The organism is Halogeometricum borinquense DSM 11551 (assembly GCF_000172995.2).
GTDB classification, from domain to species: domain Archaea; phylum Halobacteriota; class Halobacteria; order Halobacteriales; family Haloferacaceae; genus Halogeometricum; species Halogeometricum borinquense.
Map to the genome: position 1 here is coordinate 1,265,980 of NC_014729.1, position 19,737 is coordinate 1,285,716.

A 19,737-nucleotide genomic window follows, 5' to 3' on the forward strand; every position below is an offset into this window, starting at 1 on the left:
GCCGTTCGCTGATAAATGGCGGCCTTTCGAGCCGAGGACAGGGGTTCAAATCCCCTACCGAGCATTTCTCTGCGGAACAACGTGACGAAGAGCAAGCGGAGCGTATGGATTTGAACCCAACCAGTCGCGCACAGCGAACGGAGTGAGCGAGCACATCTGGTATTGGTTCATAATCCCCTACCGAGCATTTCTCTGCTGAACGACCGTCCGAGCAACGGCGCTGCGTGTCAGTTGAATTCGTGATTCCACCACGAATCAGCCTTCTCAACAGAGCTGGGTATTGTCTACAGGCAGCCAGCGAATCGCTCAGTTCGGTGAGCGAGTCGATGACGACGGTGAGATTATGTAAAATATCGGATAGAACATCTGTTCTGCATAGCTATTTGTATTTCTCACAACACTACCCGACAATGTCTCCCTCCCTCTCTCGTCGGCAAGTTCTTGCCGGCGTCGGTGCAGCCTCCACGGCGGCAATAGCCGGTCCTGCTTCGTCCGCGACAGCCCGTGCGACGACCACACAGGAGGCACCTTCTACAGAGGACGTCGAGTCACTCGTCGATGATCTCGTCGAGACGAGTCTGGAAGCGCACGACGTTCCCGGAGCAACAGTCGCTGTGGTCGTCGATGGGGATATCGCTCTCACGAAGGGATACGGAGTCGCTGACCGCAACACAGACACCGCTGTTGACGCCGAGCAAACGCTGTTCAGAGCCGGCTCGGTGTCGAAAGCTGTCCTCTGGACGGCCATCATGCAACGTGTCACGAGTGGCGATATTAACCCGAACGCGCCGGTATCGACCTATCTCGACGACATCCAACTGTCAACACCGTACGACGAGCCGATCACCATGGCTCATCTCGCAACCCACAGAGCAGGATTCGAGGCGTCGAACCGCGGGCTGTGGATTCGTGACCCCACAAACCTTCGTCCACTCTCGACACACCTCAAGACGGCACAGCCCGCGTGCGTTCGACCGCCGGGTGAGGTTGGATCGTACTCTAACTACGGTGCGGCGCTTGCCGGTGGCGTGCTCGCCTCTGTGACGAACACCACGTTCACCGAGGCGATTGACTCGCAACTTCTCACGCCCGCGGGAATGTCATCAAGCAGTTTCGAGCAACCGCTCCCGGACTCACTTGCATCGAGACACGCCACCGGTTACCCGCCGGGTGACGTGTTTGCGGACGGCGAGTTCCCGTACGTTGGGCTCCGACCGGCAGGCTCGATGTCGACGACGGCAGCGGACATGGCTCGGTTCATGCAGATCCACCTCAACGACGGTGTGGTTGACGGTGAGCGAGTGCTCGCGTCCGAAACGGTCGATTCACTTCACGAGCAGTGGGCAACGCACCACGACCAGCTACCGGGGATGGCGTTCGGCTTGCTTGAGAAGTACTACGGCGACGTTCGGACGCTGTGGCACAACGGATCAACGATTGCGTTTCACAGCGACCTACTGCTCGTCCCCGAGCGTGGACTCGGTCTCTTCGTCTCCTACAACGGGAGCGGTGGTGCGGCTGCGCGAAGCGACGTTACCGCTGGCTTTCTCGACGCGTTGCTCCCCGACCCGGAGACACGGTCGCTCACGCCGGACGGAAGACCGACGAAGGCCGACGCGCTCGAAGGAACATATCGGTCACTGCGAACCTCGAAGACTGGACACGACCGACTCACGACGACGCTTCAGGCACAAACGATCTCTGTCAGCATCGACGACGACGGCGCGCTCGTCACGGAATCCGGCGGTCGGACGAATCGATGGGTCGAGACTGCACCGCTCGTATTCGAGCACGTCTCCGAGCAACGAACGCTCGCCTTCGGCGAGAGTGACGACGGCATCGAACACCTGTTCGTGGGATCGAATCCGGCGACTGCATACGGACGAATCGGAGTCCAAGACAAACTCACGACGCACATGACAGCGACTGCAGCGTCGGTTCTCGTCCTTCTGTCCGGCGTTGTCGGGTGGCCGATACTGGCCGCAATACGTCGGTTCAGAGGTTCCGGCAACGGCTCCGTTCTCGGAAGACTCCGTCAGTGGCGTACGCATCCAGCGTTAGCAAGCCGGGTCGCCGTTGGTGGTGCTGCGGGGACTCTGTTCGGGTTCCTCGTACTCGCCGTTGGCCACTTCGCCAGCCAACCGTTTAGCGTCCTCTCAACGCCACCGCTCACGTTCAGAGTGCTGTTCGCACTGCCCATAGTCGCTGCAATCGGGACTGCGGCGGCGGGCCTTCTGAATGTAACTGCGTGGCGAACACGTGGCCTAGGTGCGGGTCGAATACACGAGACTGCCGTCGTGCTGTCGCTGGTCGTGCTGTGTGCAGTCCTCGAGTACTGGAATCTCATGACACCACCCTAATACGAGCAGAACAGGTGGATCAGGTGTGTGGCCCAGTGGCACTGGGTGTGAAACCCTTCAGCAACGCCGTTGTGACGGGGGTTAAACGGGCGAACCACACAGCGACCGTCGGAGCATCCATTTCGGTGCCAGTAGTGCTTTACTCATTCAAACACATCTTAAAATATGGGTCGCCCGCGATGGGTTCCTGCCCCTCTGATCAGGTTGTCCGAATCGAGGGGATTGTTTATACCACCTGGCAGAATATGTGGACGTAGTCGGTGGGGAGGGTCAATGAGGTGAGCGCACAACGCGTGTTTGCAGACAAAGAAGCAGAGAGCCTGTCGAAAGACGACATCTACTCGATGTTGAGCAACCGACGGCGGCGGTTGGTACTCAACTACCTGCGGGAGACCGCAGAGGAAGTGTCCGTTCGAGAGTTATCCAGAGAAGTCGCTGCAATGGAGAACGGAATCGAGCGGGAGGAGCTAACGTACAAGCAACGGAAACGCGTCTACACGTCGCTACATCAGACACATCTGCCGAAACTCGACGATGTGGGTGTTATCGTCTACGACCGAGATAGAGGAAATATCTCGTTAACGCCGCTGGCGACCGAACTCGGCTCATTTCTCGATAGTACGACTGAACGTCACGTCAGTTCGTGGTCTGTGTACTACCTCGGTCTGTCGGGCCTGTCGATGCTCGTCGTCGCGCTGGCGTGGACTGGACTATTTCCATTTTCGCTCGTTCCCGATCTCGGCTATGCCGGCCTCATCGCCATCGGATTCGCCGTCTCCGCAGCGCTCCACGTCTACACTGAGTACGTTGCCGTCGAAGGGGACGAATCCAGCCTCTCGACACTCTTAGCGGCCGTCGGTTGGTGGAACTGACAGGACTGAGAAGACTGACGGGGTTCTGAGCCGCGCCGACACGTTCAAGCCGTCGGCACACGGCGTGCGAACATGGTGTCTTCGACACGCGGAGTTCTCGCAGTTTCGACGCTCGTCGCCGTCGTCGCCACTGTCGGAAGTCTGTTCTTCAGTCTTAGCCTTGGTCTCGTTCCGTGCGAACTCTGCTGGTACCAACGCATCCTCATGTATCCGCTCGTCGTCGTCCTCGCTGTCGCCACGATTGAGGACCGGCCGGGAGTCTACCGGACGGCACTCCCGCTCTCTGTCGTCGGTATGGCCGTCTCAGCGTACCACGTCTACGTCCAAATCGCACCGTCCGCCGGAACGTGTACGCTCGGCGGCGGGTGTTCGGCTATCCAGTACCCGATGCTCGGCGGCTTGTTGACGATTCCTCGACTGGCTCTTATCGCGTTCTTCCTCGTGACCGTCCTCGTCGCAGGCGTCTGCCTCGTCTCGCAGGACGATCCGTGGGACTAGTCAGTTCCCCTCGACGCAGTCAGTCGCCATCGTCCGTGGCCGTCATCTCAGTCCCAGAGGCGTCGCTGCGGAGTCGGTGAAAGAGAGAACTCCGCTGATCAACCAGTTGATAGATCGCGGAGACAACGACGAGAAGCGAGAACGCACCGCCGACGAGCGCTCCGTCTAGTCGTGCTAACACCGGGACGCCGATACCGGATCCGACGAGAGACAGCAGTCCGAGCAGTCCGAGACCGAGGTAGTACTCGGCCCACGAGAGCCCGTACTTCGGTACGACTTCCATGTAGACGGCAACTTCGTCGGCGGCGTCCGCAAGTGCGACAGTCTTGTCGTCGCTGTCGTACGTTACGATACCGAGTTCGTCGAGTTTCGGCAGATGCGTCTGGTGTAACGAGACGTAGACGCTCTGACGAACGTTCCGCGGCGGCGGCGACTCGCCGGACTCGACGCTTCCGATGTGCTCGGCCAAGTCGGCGACCGCCTCTGCCCCCTCCGAAGAACGCAATCGTTCGAGAACGAGACGGCGTCTGTCGTTTCGAAGGACGTCGTGAATGTCCGATTGGTCAAGTCCACTCGCCCCGTCCCGGGTCGTTCCCACCGACCCGGCCCCTCCCCTAGACATACAGTCACAGTTTCGCGCGAAGCTACATCAATGTGTCTGTATTCAGAACTGTAATTGAAAAAAGAATTTAACGAGAAACAGGAGGTTGAGCTACGAGAGCCACTCCTCAGGCTTGGTATCGTAGTCCACGTCGGTCGCTCGGATGCGCTCCGTTATCTCCTCGTCTAACTCGTACGTCTCGAACTCCTCGCCGTCGTACCGGATGCGCTTGCCTTGCTCGACCGGCGTCGGTTCGCGGTCACGGCGACGGGCAACCTCGACATCGTGTTCGTCGTACTCTTTGACGATGGTGGCGAGATTCACCGGGCGACCCCAGAGGTCGTACAGGCGTTCGAGAACGCCTCGCGCCTGCGCGATATCGAGCATGATGCCGTTGTACTGGTGGCCGAGGAGCAACTCGCCGCGGTTATCGTAGTTGCCGTCGAAGACGACAATCGTGGGTTTCCCGAAGTTCGTAAACTGCAAGAGCAGTTTCTTTTTCACGTCCTCGTAGTCCACGGAGGCAACGCGGAACTCGCCCGTCGCTTGGGTGAACTCGTACGTGAAGTAGTGGTTGTTCTCGACGAACTCCTGCGTGAGGAACGCATCAAGGAACGTCACGTCGTTGTGGCTCTCTCGAATCTCCTGCATCCGGTCCCACCCGGACGCTCGGTCCACGTCAGCGATGGCTTCCTCGACGGTTTCGTACGCCTCGTTGTCGAACATGTACCGGGAGAGGCGTTCGAGTTCCGACCGACGGATGTGTCTGAGGAAGCCGCGGTTCTGCGGTTTCACAAGCGAGAAATGCCGTTCAGCCAGCCCCTCGTAGGTGAGTACCTTCCACGGATAGGCGTCTACGTCCACCTCGCCGTCATCCGATAACGCTCGGTCGAGCATCTCCCAATCGACACGTGGGTCGTCTCCCGGCAACGCCGCAAGTTCATCCAGCGTGTCGGACCGAACCCGGTCTATCGCCGGATGCGGTTCGAGGAGTTGCTGCACCTCGTCGAAGTCGATCACGTCGTGGAAGTTGCGCCAAGTCACACCGCGGACGCGGAGGAGTTTGTCCGCGACTTCGCGGCGGTTCGTCGTGTTCTCGATATACTCCCACAGTTCCTTGCCGAGTTTGTACGGGTTCAGTCCGGGCGACCCGAGGACGCGCGACTGATGGTCGGCGTAGGTGAGGAACTCATCGGTGCCAGCGAACCGCTCTTCGCCCATCATGAGCGATTCCCAGTAGGCGGCCCACCCCTCGTTCATCACCTTCGTCATCTTCTGGGGGGCGAAGTAGTACGACTCCGTTCGGAGGATGTCGAGTACGTCCTTCTGCCAGGACTCCATCTCGACGGCTTTGCCCTCCTCCTCGTCGTAGTACATGCCGTGTTCGCGGACGAACGCCAACACGTCGCGGCGGGGGTCGTCCAGTTTCGCCGCCTCGGCTTCGGCCTCCGCGAGTTCGTCGAGCCACTCCTCGTCGAACACCTGCTTGCGAACGTCTTGGGAGATGTCCATCTCGTCCAGACGCTTGCGGAGATCTTCGGGTTGGACGCGTTCGCGTCCGGTCGCCGCATCGGTGATCGTGCGGTGTTGGTCGATATTGTCCTCTAAGCAGAGGACGGCGTCGATGAACCGCTCGACATCCTCGCGGTCGATGTCCGGGTCATCCATGTACTTCTGGATGGTTTCCCCGTGCTGTTCGAGCATCGCCGCGGCGTCTAAGTCCGAGTCGCCGGCGAACATGCCGAACCACTCGTTGTTACTGAAGAAGTCCGCGTGCGCCTCGACGTGAGTGATGACCGCTTTCTGGTCGGCCAGCGAGTTCGACTCCTGCAAGAACGCGTGTGAAGGATTGTCGTTGTTGACAATCTCGAACGCCTTACCCATGCCGAACTGGTCTTTTTTCTGCTGGCGGTCGTACGTCATTCCCCATCGCCAGTGCGGGTAGCGTCGCTGGAACCCACCGTAAGCGATGAGTTGGTTCATCTCGTCGTAGTTGACCACCCAGTAGTTCACCGGGTACGGTTTGAGGCCGAGTTTACGGGCGAGGTTGCCCGCCTCACGGACCGATTCCTCCAACTCCCCGGCGACTTTCTGTGCGGTGTGTCTGAATCGTCTCATTCTCCATCCTCCGTGCTGAGTATGTCGTAGATGGCGTCTACCACGTCTTCCGGCGAGGAGACGTACGCGACGACGACGTTCCCTTGTTCTTCGAGGGAGCGCTCGACTTCCTCTGCGTGTGTTGCGTTGATTGCGGTGCCGCCCGGTTGGGTCTCCACGTAGGCGTGGAGGTTCGCCGGAATCTCTTTCATCAGGGGGACGACGTTCTCTGTCGTGTCGTTCGATGAGTTCTCCGAGTCGCCCGCGGCGAACACGTAGCGGTTCCACTCGGACCACGGGTACTCCTCTTCAAGAATCTCCTTGGCCAGTTCGTACGCCGAGGAGATACGGGTCCCGCCACCTGAACGAATGCCGAAGAACTCGTCGCGTTCGACCTGCCACGCCTCGGCGTCGTGCGCGATGTAGACGAACTCGGCGTTGTCGTATTTACCAGTCAAATACCAATCCAGTGGCGTAAACGTCCGCTCGACCAGCTCGCGCTTCTTCTCGCGCATCGACCCCGACACGTCGCGGATGTTCACCACGACGACGTTCTTCTCTTTCTCCTCGATGATCTCGGGATGGCGGTAGCGTTCGTCTTCACGCCGGAACGGGATGTCACGCAGGCCTTCGCGGCGAATGCGCTGGAGCGTCGTCGTCCGCTCGACGTTTTCCTCCATCTCCTCGTATGAGGACCACGTATCTCGTTCGTCGTCGGGAATTCGCTTCCACTCGTCTTCGATCCACGCCAACGAGACGAGGATGTGCTGGTCGCGGCACCACTGGTAGACCGACTGCGGATCTTCGCCCTCGACTTTCATCGCCTCGCGGACGAAGTCGTCGTCGAAGTCCATCGCCAGTTTTCGCTTGAGTCCCTCTTTGAACAGGCGTTCGAAGTCGAGAGTGCTGTGCGGCCCGGTCCGCGTTACGTCGGTGAAGTCACCCTCGATCTCCTCGATTACTTCCTTGCCTTTCGGTTCGAGGTCCAGACCGAGTTCCTCGTCGAGTTCCTGTGCGAACTCTTCGGGGTCCATCTCGTAGTACTCGTGGTCTGCGCCCTCCTCACCGGGTTCGCCGTCTTCATCGCCATCGCCGTCGCCATCTCCGGGTTGCGGTTGGCCGACGGGTTGCCCCACGTCCGGCGTTCCGTCCTTTCCCTGTCCGACACCGCCCTGATCGAGTTGGTCGTACTGGAACTCCGGCAAGTCCACGACCTTGATTGGGATCTTGATGCTGTCGGGACCGGAGCCGCCGAGATTACCGTAGCTGATGAACTCTTTGAGGTCCTCGCGCCGCTCTTCGCCGATTTCGCGGAACCGCTCGACGTCCTCTCTCAGTCCCATTCGTGACGCACCTCGTTCATCACCGCGCGACTCGTGAGTTCGGCCGATGCGGGGGTGTATCCGTTCTTCACCATGTGGTCGATCGTTCGTTCTTTCACTCGCTCTGTCTCCGTGTTCGCCGGTGGGTCGTCCCACTGGTCTGGGTCGAAGTCCTCGAATAAGCGGCTGACATCGTCCCACTCGTGCGTCTCTAACACCGTTCTGATGACGGGTATCTCCGAGAGTTCCACGTCTTCGACGGTGAACCCCTCGTCACGGTTCTCCCACGCGTAGCGGTTCAGCGCGGTGATGACCTTCTCGCGGCGGAACTCTTTGACGTCTGCAGAGGGTTCGTTACCCGTGTAATCGCTCTCTGCGAACCGACCGAGGTGTTCCGTCTCGAACAGTTTCATCAGGAGTGCGTCTGGTTCGACCGGACCGTGTTCAGTCTCTATCTGTCCGTCTGATTCCCACGCGTACACGTGTTCGACGTACTCCGCGACCGTCTCCTGTTCGACGTGTTTGTCTGCAAGGACGGCCGCGAGGACATCCGCTTCCTGCTGGTCGAAGATGTATTCTTTCACGACAGTAACCCGGCTCTCGTACTCGGAGCGTTCGGCGCGCGAGAACACCGGGGCGTCGTGAAGCCCCTCAGCCATCGAATCCAGCAAGTCGTCGGGCATGACGACGGTACCGACCTCCAGCGAGGGGTGGTGTCTATCGCGGTCTTCATGCAGCAGGTCCGCGATGATATCCCGAGTGAACGTGACCGGAACTCCGTGTGTTCCCTCGTTGTCGCTGTCGAAGCCGAACTCGTCTATCTCCTCGCGCGTGTCGCCGACTTGGAGGTAGCCACGGTCGAACAGCAGCGCCTTGTCCACCAGACTGTAGCCGTCGGGCACGTCGTCGCCGTCGAGCCGGGAGACGACGGAGTACATCGCCGCCGCTTCGATAGCGTGCGGGGCGAGTTCGCGTCGCTTGACCGCACCCGGGCCGCTCCGAACGTCCACGAACAGGCTCTCGTTAATTCTCTCTTCGAGTTCCTCTCTGTCCTCGACATCCCACACGTCGGTCTCGTTCGTCAGTTCGCGCCGGATGAGTTCGGTCTCCAACGAGACGTTCGTCAGGTAGCGGAACTCGTGTTTGTCGAGACGGCGTTTCAACGCCTTCAGCGGGTCGCGCCCGTTGCGGTCGGAGTACTTGTCGAGTTCGGCGTCCAAGTCGGGATTCGAGATGATGAGCAGTTGCGTGTCGATGTCCATCCCGATCCCTTTGTCCAGTTTGACGTGTCCCTCATCGGGAACGTTCAGGAGTCGCTGCAACAGGTCGGCGTGTTGCGTCGCATCCTCGACAATCGTCAAGAGACCGTTCCCCTGCGAGAGAACGCCGTCGTAACTGAACGCCTGCGGATTTTTCCGCCCGCGAGAATCGAGTTCGCGGAGCATACTCGGCATCCACGACCCGACCAGTCGTTCTTTCGGTGACCCGTCGTCCTCGGAGTGGAGAACGCCGATCCCCTGTCCCACGTCCACGACGTAGTTTTTCACCCGTAGATGCTTGGGGTCGGACACGGCGGTAAACAGGTTGCGCTTACCCGTACGACGGTATTTCTCTTCGAGGTAGTCGTACGCCTCTCGGCAGAACGGGTCCAGTTCTTCGTCAAGTGAGACGGGAATGTGACCGTCCTCGTTCTCGTTTAACTCCGCAAGGAGGCTCCGTCTGACCTCCGCTGGGAACACAGAAAGCGGATGCGACTGAACGGGACTTTCGTACCAGTCGGACTCGTGTTCGGCACCGCTCACTTCGCCGCCGTACGACAGACCGCGGCTGTCGTCAACGTTGGTGACGTTCCACTCGACGGTGTACCGTCGCCCCTCAAGCGTCTTCGAGTATTCGCGGAGGCCGTTGATAAGACACCGTTTCAGTTCGGACTTCCCCGTCGCCGTGGGTCCATCGAACCAGATTATCTTCTCACCTTTCCCGCGTTTGGCGGCGATGGTCCGTAGGTCATCGACGAACCGATTCAAGACCTCAGTGTTACCGAGGACGGCGTGTTCGCCGTCGTTGGCCGGGTCGTCGAAGAAGCGATACCGCTCTTTCTCCTCGCCTTCCTCGATGACCGTTCGCGTACCCGCCGCCTCGATCGCTTGCAGGAGGTACTTCGAGGCGTGGGAGGCAATCGAGGGCGACTCGAATGCGGCATCGACGTACTCTGCGAGGCTCATCGGCTCCTCGTAGGTGCCTCGGAGTTGTTCGTCAGCCTCGCGGATGTAATCTCTCGTTGGCGTCATACTAGCCTTCCAGTTCGCTCTTTGCCACCTCCGCACCGGCGAACTCTAACACCTCTCTGGCACCTTCGCGCGAGTAGCCCTGTTCGACGAGAGCGTCTACCCACGCGTTTCGCTCGTCATCGTCCAGTTCGTTGGCGCTGACGAGTGCCGAGAAGTTGATATTGTGTTTTTTGTCCTCCCAGAGTTTGCGCTCCAGTGCGCGGCGGAGTCTGTCGTTGTCCTGCGGGTCGAACGCCTGTCCTTCGCGGGCGCGCCGTGAGACCCAGTTGGAAACCTCCTGTCGGAAGTCGTCCTTGCGGTCCTCGGGGATGTCGAGTTTCTCCTCGACCGACCGCAGGAACTTCTCGTCGGGATCCTGTTCGCGGCCCGTGAGTTCGTCCTGCACGGTGGCGTCGTCGATGTACGCCATCACGTGGTCCATGTACTTTTCACCCTGTCGCTGAATCTCGTCTAAGTCGTACGCGAGGGCGTGGCGAACGTCCTCGATGGCGCGTTCTTTGTACTCCTCACGGACCATTTCGAGATAGCGGTGGTAGCGTTCGAGGTTGTCCTCGGGGATGGAGCCGTGGTTCTCCAAGTTCTCCTCGAAGTGCGTGAACACCGACAGCGGCGAAAGGTAGTTGCGGTCGCGGTGCGTCGAATCCATGATGGCCTCGGCGATTTCGTCGCCGATGAAGCGCGCGGAGACGCCCTCCATCCCTTCGCCGATGTTCATCTTCGATTCGGCCTCTTCGCGGAGTTTCTTCACGTCGGTGTCGTCGCCCTCGTCAATCTCGCCGTTGTACGCCTTCGCCTTCTGCGTCAGCGTGATGTTCCCGCCGTCGGGTTCGACGATGCGGGTGAGGACACCGAACAACCCGGCCATCTCCAAGGTGTGCGGTTCGATGTGCATGTCCGGCACGTCGGCGTTCCGGAGCATCTTCCGGTAGATTTCGGACTCCTCAGAGTACTCAAGGACGTACGGGAAGTCGATCCGTTTCGTCCGGTCGTTGAACGCCTCCATCTTCTCGTCGCCCTTTTTGTCCCGGTACTCGGGCATGTTCGTCCGGCCGACGATGACCTGGTCGATGTCGATTCGCGGGTTGTTCTTCGGTTTGATCGTCTGTTCCTGACTCGCGTGTAGGAAGTCGTACAGGAACTCCCGCTGGAGTTTCAGCAACTCCTCGCCGGAGAACAGCCCCCGGTTGGCGTTACAGAACGCACCGGAATAATCGAACGCACGCGGGTCTGACTCCCCGTAGACGGCCAGTTTCGAGTAGTTGACGTCGCCCGTCAACTCGGTCTCGTCTTGGTTCTTCTTGTCTTTCGGCTCGAACGTCTCGATGCACTGGCGCTTGTTTTCGGAGGCGACGAGTCGGACGATCTCGATGTGGTTCGAGACGACCTCTTGTAAGTCGTCGTCGTAGTACGCCAGCAGTTGGTCCATGTAGAACTCCGAGGCGGGATCTAACGCCTGGTCGTTCCGGATGGTGTACGGTGCGTCCAGCGCCTCGTTCAGGCGCTCGATGACCATATCCCGTTGTTCCTGCGGGAGGAGGACAATAGGGTCTTGATGCATCGGCGACGGAACCACGTCGTCTGCGGGGTCTTGGTCCCGGATCACGTCCGTGAGGTTGGTCCACCGGAACGTGTACATTCGACCCTCATCACGCAGCGTGTAGTCCTCGAAGTAGCGTCGGACCATCCAGTCGAAGTGTGACTTCCCTGACCCGACGGGGCCGAGAAGCAGTTTGATGCGCTTTTCGGGACCGAGACCGCGAGCTCCCGACTTCACCTTGTTGACGAATTCGTGGATTGACTCGTGGACTTCGCGGCCATAGAAGGTGTTTTCCCCGTCGTGGATGGGGTCCTCAGAGGCCATGAGGTACTCGACAATTCCGGCTTCCTCGTCGTACTCGGTGCCGTAGTAGTCGAACATGTCAGCAACGCGCTGATGGGCGTTGCGAGCGATTCTCGGGTCGTTGTAGACCTCGTCTAGGTACCACTCGAAACTCTTTGCCTCACGGAGGTCCGCGGGTACGGAATCCTTGTAGTGCTTGCTCAGATCTTCGAGGGTGTCGATGTCACCATTCATTGTTCGTTGACGGATGTCGATAGAGCGGCCACATGCCTCCCGAAGTGCCTCGAAATACTGGGAGGCAGAGGCGGTCTTGGTCCGTGTGGACGGTGGGTGGCCGCTCGTATCGGGCCGCCCGGTGCGCAACAGGTCCAGACGACCGACGGCGGCAGGTCAACGGTGAGCGACGAATCATCAGTGTTCGGCGGACGATGCGCGGAAGGCGGGTGCTCGGTCCGGTCAACCGAGGCTATTAATGTGTGAGAGACACACGCATATAAGTCTTCCTCGAAATTTGATGTGAGATCGACGTACGGAGGCGACATCAGAAAATCTGCCGTTAAATAGGTAATACAGTGCTTGTTGATAGGTTTTTGCATTGGTATTTGTTGCCAATAAACATATCTCTGTTTTGAATGGTATTCGATATAATATGACAGTTTCGTACCCAGTACGACGGCCTTACGACGCGTTCGATAGCTTCCGGCAACACAGGAGACCGAAGGAGATTCGACTGTCGCCGCACAACCGACTCCTATGACGGATGAGACGGCGGACTCGCCAACGACGGCGGAACCGCCCGGCGGGTGGACACTGTGGAATGACGAACCGAGCGGGCGACGCATCCTCGCGTACCGCCCGGATGTGTTCAACGAGAGCGACTTTCCGGCCGAGTGCATGCCGACAATCTTCGTCTGGAATGGCTCGCGTGCGAACCGCCCCGGCGCGTCGCGGATTCGGACAGAGACGTGGCGTGCTATTCTCCGGCTGGAACCGGACGTAGAGTGCGTCATCGAAGAGTACGACTCGCGCGAGGCGGCCGTCGATGGTGCGAACGAACTCGCACGACGGTTCGCTGATGGCGAAATCGCCTACCGGGAGTGCTATCAGGTGCCGCCGGAGGCGTATCTGGACCGACTGGACGAACTGACCGGCCGTGACGAGTAACGTTATCCGACCGGAACGATTACGATTCAAACTATGACGAAGGTCACGCTCATCGGCGACCGTCTCGCGGAACCCGGGACGCAATTCGTCTATCGTGGCCCCTCATCCGCCTGCGAGGGGTGCCCGTATCGGAAGCAGTGTCTCAACCTCGAGGTGGGCGTCCGCTACGAGGTGACCGGTATCCGCGAGAACGCACAGTTACTCGACTGCGCCGTCCACGACACCGGGGTTCGCGCGGTCGAAGTCGAACCTGCACCCGTCGTCGCCAACGTCCCCTCCAAAGGCGCATACGCGGGTAGCAAAGCGAGCCTCGCCGGCCCGTGTCCGCACACGCAGTGTCCAAGTCACGAGTACTGCGTCCCAGAGGGTGCTGATTTCGATGAAGAGTACCGCATCGCCGAAGTGCGCGGCGACCCGCCGCACGACTTCTGTTATCTGGATCGAGATCTAACGCTCGTCGAGTTTGCGGCCGAAAGCGACTGATTTTCCCGTGTCGATTCGCCTCGTTTCACAGTCATCCAAGCGTTCCGATGTGATCTGCGGCGTAGCCGAACACGTCCTCGTAGCCGTACGCGGAGAGTAAGACGGGATAGAACGCTCTGTCAGCGGTGAACACCTCGCCGTCAGCGGCGGCGAACCGGTCACCCTCCTCGACGCGTTCGAAGTTGTTCACGAACACGTCGTACTCGTCGGCGGGTTCTTTCGGAATGCATTCGAGCATCCGGTAGACGTTCACGTCGTCCTCATCACGGCGGTCCAACGAGAGCGGCGATTCGCCGGCTTCGATAGGTGCCGAGACGACGCCCGTGGCCGCCAAGAACGCGCGAATCAGCCAATAGGCGTTCTCCTCTGCGTCGGGAGTGCCTTGGAGGCCACACTCGACTTCGATGGTGTGTGCGTGGTCGATGAGGCGGCCACCGGCGAACTCCGATGTCTCGACGAGTTCATCGACAGGGAGGTGCGGGCAGATAGAGCGCGCGACGGCACCGACGCTATCGACGAGGGCGAACGGCTTGGCGTACGACTGGGTGGAGTGAAGCGAGAACGTCGTACACCCGCGGATTTCGCGGACGACCTCCGCGGCGAGTCGTCGTTCGTGCGTTTCAGCGTTCGGGTCGCCGGGAAAGGCGCGGTTCAGGTCTTCGTCGATGTAGCGGACATCCTCCGCGAGTGCTTCCTCGTTGGCGATAATGAGTTTCACCGGACGGTCAACAGTCGGTTCTTCGGCGACGAAACGGTCGATAGCGCTGGCACCACACGGTTCATCACCGTGTATGGACCCGACGACGGCGACCTCGGGCGTCCCCTCACCGAGTTCGTAAATCCGCATGGCAGTCCTCACAGCGCAGGAAAGAAAACCGGTTCGGTACGATATGCCACCAGTTAGTGATCTAATCCCTCAGCATACTCGTAATCGGCGGGGTACGCTGTGGGCCGCGCATCGTCAAGTTCGATCTGCCATCCGTGGAGGACCGTCGGATCGTCCAAGGCGGCACGTAGCGTCTGTCGAATTTCCTCGACGCCGACGCCGTAGAAATCCGCAGGCGTCCCTCTGAGATACTCAAGTGCGGTCGTAAACAGCGAGCGCATCCCGTCGTCGTTCTCGAAGTCGAAGTGCTTGTACGCGCCTGCGGCCACCTGCACCATCCCGTGGAGGAACGCCGACTCGATGGTTCCGCGGCCGTAGTTGTACCACTCGACCTCGAAGCAGTCGTGCGATTCGTGGAATTCACCAGCGTTGTAGAGTCGAATTCCGTGTTCCGTCGCACGTCGGAGCGTCGCGTGTTCCCACTCGCGCCGGTCCGCCAGCCATCCGGTCGGCTCGCCCAGCGGCGGCGCAACGCCCGGGTCGCGGGTGTGGTCGTCCATACCGAACTCTATCACGACGAAGCGACCTAACGGCATCGCCGCGAGGAGATACGCCTTTGACGGTCGCCTTCGTCACGGCGGACATGGACAACGGACTCAGAGAACTTCCGGACGCCATCGCCGCCTACGCCCGCGGTATCGAGGGTGCTATCGGCCGCGGGGCGTTCTACACGCTCGTCTTTCTCCTCGTCGTCGCCGGTATCGGCTTCGCACCAATCGGACTCGGTATCCTTCTCGTCCTCATGGCCGTCGTTCTTCCCGCAATCGGTGTGGCCGTTGCGCTTGAACTACCGAGCGTCGTGCGGGACCGATTTGGTTCGGAGTAAGAGATCTATTCGCACGGTTTCGGCACAGTTCGGAACGTTTTAGCGGCGTGGTATCTGAACGTCTAACTGCGCGAGGGTGGCCGAGTCTGGAAAAGGCGGCGGACTCAAGATCCGCTCTCGTAGGAGTCCGTGGGTTCAAATCCCTCCCCTCGCACTTGTGCCGACGAACTATGTGAGGAGTGCCAAGTGCGGACGGTGGATTTGAACCGGAGAACAGATCTTTGATCTGCGACTGAGGTTCAAATCTCCCCTCCCATTGTTCTATCTCTAAACAAAACGCAGCGTATAGTGTGGTCAACAGGCGCGACTCGAGACGTAAGCGTGACATCAAGATCGTAGAAAGCGGGGAAAGGGCGGGGATTCGTGGGACGCGCGACGCGACAGGTGCCATCCGACGACGCACGTCAATACTCCCGTGGTAAACTGAAACCGACCACCTACGGAAGCATTTGCATAAACGTCCCGTCCGATTAATAGAGTTTTCGGATAGACGGAGTAGTTACCACTACCCAAACACAGGACTCAAGAGAAGAAAGCGAATCGCCGCTGTCGGCGGCACCGACTGTATCGGATCAGACGTCGGAACTACTCGTCAGTCCGCTCGCCGCCGTCGGTGAGTGGGCGGCCGTTCGACTTGAGAACGTCATCTGCGACGCTTCGGGCGCGGGCGGGAGACGGACGCGACTCCTCGGTGAACTCGTTGCCGAGCGTCTCGACGACGGCCATCACGTCGGAGAGTTCGCCCTGTTCGATGACATCCGCAAAGACGTCCTCGTAGGCGTGCGCCTCCCAGTGGCTCACCTCGTAGTCGTACGTGTTCGTCTCCGAAGCGACCGCATACTGAAGCTGTCGTGCCGCGTCGGCGGGGTGCATATCAACGGAAACAACGTGAATACCTAAAAGTGTACTCGGACTCGGAATTGAGTTAATTGGTCGCTATTTGGGACGCTTTTGTGCTAAGACATGATGGAGTACATCCTCGCAGAGTTCTGGCCGACGATAGACTTATGTCTATTGCTACCGTACCACATACTTGCTGGTGTACGAGGACACACCGGACGACCGAACCAAGCCTTAGAAAGGTGAGGAACGGAATCGGCGTAAACACCGAACGGGCCGTAAGAGGAACGCGAGGTCAACGCGTCGAAGGAAGACCGCACCGACCCAGTGCTGTTCAATACGGAACAGGGGAAGTCCAAGTACCGGACTGCGTGCAAACGGAGTTCGGGAACTTGGAACGCCCAGTGTAATGGGTACTCCAAAATGGACGTGTGGGTCGGGGAAAACGCATCCCGTCCGGGTCCTAATCGTGCCCCAGTTTCTTCAGTTATTACCCGTCAGCGACGACGCCGTCACTCGTCAGCTATGAGACGAGCCATCGCTTCCAGATACTCTGCCGTCACGAGTGGCTCTGCGATCATCGTCTCGTTCGCGCGCCGACATCCGTGGAGCAACATCATCCGTATTTCGTCGTCAGAGACTTCGTGGTGCGCGAGGGTTTCGACCGAATCGACGACGCCTTCGACAGTTCGTTCGTCGCGCTCTCGCGCTGCGTCCGCACCCCTATCGAGTAACGCCAATAGGCTCGTCCGAACGTCGGCGGGCAGTTCACCCGGCACGTCACGGACCGAAGGGATGAGAAGATAAAACGTATCGGACGATGCCGACGAGTGACGACTACGGCAAGCGACGACTCCAGCAGGCGACAACCGCGGCAAGCAACGACGGCGGCAAGCGACGACCGCAAGACTGCGGAAGTGCTGTGCGCGACACGGGAGGTTTACGGCGACGGGGGCCGCCGACCGTGGTATGGAAAACGAGGCGAAAGTCGGCGTCGCCCGTCGGGCCGCCCGTGCTGGCGGTGCCGTCGCGGCCGACCGCTTTCGAACCGGTATCGATGTCGAACGAAAAGACGGGAAGACAGACGTAGTAACGCAAGCCGACCGGGACGCACAAAGCCGCGTCATCGACGTGATTCGAGAGGAGTACGCGGCCGACGCCATCGTCGGCGAGGAAGAAGACGAACTCAAGCAAGTCCCCTCAGAGGGCGCGGCGTGGGTCATCGATCCCATCGACGGCACGAACAACTTCGTCCGCGAGCTCCGGGTGTGGGGAACCGCCGTCGCGGCCGTCGAAGACGGCACTCCCGTCGCCGCCGCGACCCGTTTCCCCGCACTTGAAGACACGTACTGGACCGACGGTGAGGCGACGTACCGAAACAGCGAGGAAGTGACGGTTAGCGACCGAGACGACCCGGAGATGTGTGTCGTCTGCCCGACCATCTGGTGGGGATTCGACGAGCGCGACCAGTACGCACGGGCGACGAACGCCATCGTGGACCGATTCGGCGACATGCGTCGCTTCGGATGCGCACAAGCCGTATTGGCGATGGTCGCCGACGGGCAACTCGACGGCGTGCTGACCAACGTTCGGGCGAACCCGTGGGATTCCGTCGCCGGCGTTCACATGATTCGCGCCGCGGGCGGGACGGTTACCGACTTATCGGGCGACCGCTGGCAGCACGATTCACGAGGCCTCGTCGCCTCCAACGGCAAGATTCACGACTCAGTGTTGGAAGCGGCGCGAGAAATCGACGGACTGGACGGCTGAGTCGCAGTTTTGACCTGCTTCCGCAAGGGAAAAGACAGTACTCGACTACCCTACCACATGGAACTCGACGAGACGGATCGTGCCATCCTCCGTATCCTCCAGTCCGATGCGCGGACGCCGTTCAGCGAAATTGCAAGGCAAATAGACATGTCCAGCGCGACTGTCCACGACCGCGTCGGGCGAATGGAAGATGCAGGTGTCATCGAAGGCTATCACGCGAAGGTTGACCCACGAGAAGTCGGCTACGGAACGTCTGCACTCGTCGGCCTTCGCGTCGAACAGGGCAGAGAAGAGGACGCGCTCGAACAACTACGAGAGATAGATGGTGTCAAAGAGGTTCACCTCACGACGGGCGAGTGGGACGTGATGCTCCGCGTATACGCCGAAGATACAGATGCCCTCCGGGACCTCATGTTCGAGAACATCGCCGAAATGGAAGGCTTCTCGCGGTCGCAGACGATGGTCATCCTCGGTACTGACTTCGAAGACCCCGCCCTCTCAGTGTAGGCCCGCCCGTCAAGCGACGGACAGTTGCGGTATCTTTTGTCGAAGAAGCGGACAGTCACGACTCCCTTCTGTGTGTACCTTGTGCGAGAGACCGGAATCCTCAACACCCACGACGCCGGGGATTCGGGTATGGCTACGGTTGCAGAGCGGGTCGGCATGGACCCCGAACGACTGTGGGGCAGTGCGATGGTTGCTGTCCTCGTCGCTCTTATCGGTGGGTCGCTTGCCTTCCCCGAACTCGTTTACGACCGGTTCATCTGGCATTACTTCTGGGGCCCTGTGCAGGCCGACGCAAACTCGGCTGTTTGTGCAGTCCGCACCGGTGGCGTCACCCAGTACCTAACAAGCGCTAGCGCGTGCGCCGAGGCGGCCGAACCCGTTGCGTATCCCGGCTACACTCTCGTCTCGGAAGTCGGCTACATGCTGACGCTGTTGTTCGCACTGACTGGCGTCGTCTTCCTTATGCGGCGACTCGACATCGGTACCGACAGGAACTTCTTCTACTCGCTTCTGCCGTTCATGTTCTTCGGCGGTGCGCTCCGCGTTGTCGAGGACGCGAACGACACAGCCGCCGTGGCCGAGTCGATCATTACCTACCCACTGAACACGCTCGTTATCAGCCCGGTCATCTACTTCACGGTGTTTCTCGTGACGCTCGGGGCTATCGCCGTCGCCGTCGCGCTCGAACACACCGACGTCACCGACTCGTACGAGCGACCGCTGTTCGCCATCGGCGTGGTTGTCCTCGGCCTCACGCTGGCGTACCTGTTCTCGCTCGCTATCAACGGCGCGCAGGGCGTGGAGTTCCACCCGCAGGTACTCGTCGTGATGCTCGCCGGAGCGACACTCTCGGCCGCAGCAACGTGGTGGCTCATCGAACGCTTTGCACCCCAGATCAACTCCGGAACCGAGACTATCGGCTTGGTCATCATCTGGGGCCACGCCGTTGATGGCGTGGCGAACGTCATCGGACTCGACTGGATGACCGAACTCGGCGCGGGACCGAACCTCGTCCCGAAGCACCCGGTCAACCAGTTCGTCGTGGACTTCACGGCGAGTACGCTGCCCGCCCCCATCCACGCCATTACCGGTGACGCGTGGCCGTTCCTCCTCGTCAAACTCGTCGCCGCAACGTTCGTCGTCTGGGTGTTCGAGGAAGGTATCTTCGAGGAGAGTCCGCGCTATACGATGCTTCTTCTCATTGCCGTCCTCGCCGTCGGCCTCGGTCCGGGGACGCGAGACATGCTCCGCGCGACGTTCGGCGTCTAACGGTCCGACGCTAACGATCCGTCTCTTTTTATCGGAAGACGCGGCCACACGCGCTATCCGTCGAACGAAACCGTACGACGAGACGCGGGAGTCCGACACGGCGTCGTGCGG

At 60.0% G+C, this 19,737-nt stretch carries 18 protein-coding genes and 1 tRNA gene; 10 read left to right on the top strand and 9 right to left on the bottom strand.

Annotation, left to right across the window (positions count from 1 at the left end; genetic code table 11):
- Positions 1-410 precede the first annotated feature (410 nt).
- From HBOR_RS06530 to HBOR_RS06540, 3 genes are all read left to right on the top strand, one after another.
- Complete coding sequence (locus HBOR_RS06530; protein ID WP_006054165.1) at positions 411-2,360, top strand: serine hydrolase domain-containing protein; 1,950 nt, start codon at positions 411-413, stop codon at positions 2,358-2,360.
- Positions 2,361-2,638: 278 nt separating this feature from the next.
- A complete protein-coding gene (locus HBOR_RS06535; RefSeq protein ID WP_006054166.1) occupies positions 2,639-3,232 on the top strand; it encodes a DUF7344 domain-containing protein in 594 nt (197 codons plus the stop codon).
- 72 nt (positions 3,233-3,304) lie between these two features.
- Positions 3,305-3,730, top strand: coding sequence for a disulfide bond formation protein B (locus tag HBOR_RS06540; protein ID WP_006054167.1), 426 nt, complete (start codon positions 3,305-3,307; stop codon positions 3,728-3,730).
- Between the two features lie 19 nt (positions 3,731-3,749).
- Here the strand turns inward: HBOR_RS06540 and HBOR_RS06545 are convergent, their stop codons facing one another.
- The 5 genes from HBOR_RS06545 to HBOR_RS06565 form a co-directional block, all read right to left on the bottom strand.
- Positions 3,750-4,328 carry a DUF7344 domain-containing protein gene (locus HBOR_RS06545; RefSeq protein ID WP_006054168.1) on the bottom strand — a complete coding sequence of 193 codons (579 nt, stop codon included), beginning with the start codon at positions 4,326-4,328 and terminating at the stop codon, positions 3,750-3,752.
- A gap of 114 nt (positions 4,329-4,442) precedes the next feature.
- Entirely contained in the window at positions 4,443-6,449 is a 2,007-nt protein-coding gene (locus HBOR_RS06550) for a SpoVR family protein (protein WP_006054169.1), read from the bottom strand.
- A complete protein-coding gene (locus HBOR_RS06555; RefSeq protein WP_006054170.1) occupies positions 6,446-7,771 on the bottom strand; it encodes a YeaH/YhbH family protein in 1,326 nt (441 codons plus the stop codon). Before HBOR_RS06555 ends, HBOR_RS06550 begins: the two co-directional genes overlap by 4 nt.
- A complete protein-coding gene (locus HBOR_RS06560) occupies positions 7,762-10,041 on the bottom strand; it encodes a PrkA family serine protein kinase (RefSeq protein WP_006054171.1) in 2,280 nt (759 codons plus the stop codon). The genes HBOR_RS06555 and HBOR_RS06560 overlap by 10 nt, the downstream gene beginning before the upstream one ends.
- Before the next feature lies 1 nt (position 10,042).
- Positions 10,043-12,115, bottom strand: coding sequence for a PrkA family serine protein kinase (locus tag HBOR_RS06565; protein WP_006054172.1), 2,073 nt, complete (start codon positions 12,113-12,115; stop codon positions 10,043-10,045).
- Between the two features lie 519 nt (positions 12,116-12,634).
- Between HBOR_RS06565 and HBOR_RS06570 the strand changes: the two genes are divergently transcribed.
- Both HBOR_RS06570 and HBOR_RS06575 read left to right on the top strand, forming a co-directional pair.
- Complete coding sequence (locus HBOR_RS06570) at positions 12,635-13,045, top strand: DUF5820 family protein (RefSeq protein WP_006054173.1); 411 nt, start codon at positions 12,635-12,637, stop codon at positions 13,043-13,045.
- Positions 13,046-13,078: 33 nt separating this feature from the next.
- A complete protein-coding gene (locus HBOR_RS06575) occupies positions 13,079-13,528 on the top strand; it encodes a UPF0179 family protein (RefSeq protein ID WP_006054174.1) in 450 nt (149 codons plus the stop codon).
- A 31-nt stretch (positions 13,529-13,559) separates the two neighbouring features.
- Here the strand turns inward: HBOR_RS06575 and HBOR_RS06580 are convergent, their stop codons facing one another.
- Together HBOR_RS06580 and HBOR_RS06585 are read right to left on the bottom strand one after the other, a co-directional pair.
- Entirely contained in the window at positions 13,560-14,375 is an 816-nt protein-coding gene (locus HBOR_RS06580; protein ID WP_013440551.1) for a M14 family metallopeptidase, read from the bottom strand.
- 53 nt (positions 14,376-14,428) lie between these two features.
- A complete protein-coding gene (locus HBOR_RS06585) occupies positions 14,429-14,914 on the bottom strand; it encodes a DUF309 domain-containing protein (protein WP_006054176.1) in 486 nt (161 codons plus the stop codon).
- A 56-nt stretch (positions 14,915-14,970) separates the two neighbouring features.
- Between HBOR_RS06585 and HBOR_RS06590 the strand changes: the two genes are divergently transcribed.
- Together HBOR_RS06590 and HBOR_RS06595 are read left to right on the top strand one after the other, a co-directional pair.
- Entirely contained in the window at positions 14,971-15,240 is a 270-nt protein-coding gene (locus tag HBOR_RS06590; RefSeq protein ID WP_241432309.1) for a hypothetical protein, read from the top strand.
- Between the two features lie 70 nt (positions 15,241-15,310).
- Positions 15,311-15,394, top strand: a tRNA-Leu gene (locus HBOR_RS06595).
- A 431-nt stretch (positions 15,395-15,825) separates the two neighbouring features.
- On the opposite strand, the gene HBOR_RS06600 is transcribed toward HBOR_RS06595, so the two are convergent.
- Both HBOR_RS06600 and HBOR_RS06605 read right to left on the bottom strand, forming a co-directional pair.
- Positions 15,826-16,113 carry a hypothetical protein gene (locus HBOR_RS06600; protein ID WP_006054178.1) on the bottom strand — a complete coding sequence of 96 codons (288 nt, stop codon included), beginning with the start codon at positions 16,111-16,113 and terminating at the stop codon, positions 15,826-15,828.
- A 479-nt stretch (positions 16,114-16,592) separates the two neighbouring features.
- Positions 16,593-16,859, bottom strand: coding sequence for a hypothetical protein (locus tag HBOR_RS06605; RefSeq protein WP_006054179.1), 267 nt, complete (start codon positions 16,857-16,859; stop codon positions 16,593-16,595).
- A gap of 190 nt (positions 16,860-17,049) precedes the next feature.
- Between HBOR_RS06605 and HBOR_RS06610 the strand changes: the two genes are divergently transcribed.
- The 3 genes from HBOR_RS06610 to HBOR_RS06620 all read left to right on the top strand — a co-directional run bounded on the left by HBOR_RS06610 (position 17,050) and on the right by HBOR_RS06620 (position 19,626).
- The gene (locus HBOR_RS06610; RefSeq protein ID WP_006054180.1) at positions 17,050-17,850 is read left to right on the top strand and encodes an inositol monophosphatase family protein; all 801 of its coding nucleotides are present in this window, start codon (positions 17,050-17,052) and stop codon (positions 17,848-17,850) included.
- 57 nt (positions 17,851-17,907) lie between these two features.
- Positions 17,908-18,357 (top strand): Lrp/AsnC family transcriptional regulator, encoded by a 450-nt coding sequence (locus tag HBOR_RS06615; protein WP_006054181.1) that lies wholly within the window; start codon positions 17,908-17,910, stop codon positions 18,355-18,357.
- A gap of 129 nt (positions 18,358-18,486) precedes the next feature.
- A complete protein-coding gene (locus HBOR_RS06620) occupies positions 18,487-19,626 on the top strand; it encodes a DUF63 family protein (protein ID WP_013440552.1) in 1,140 nt (379 codons plus the stop codon).
- The last annotated feature ends 111 nt before the right edge of the window (positions 19,627-19,737 follow it).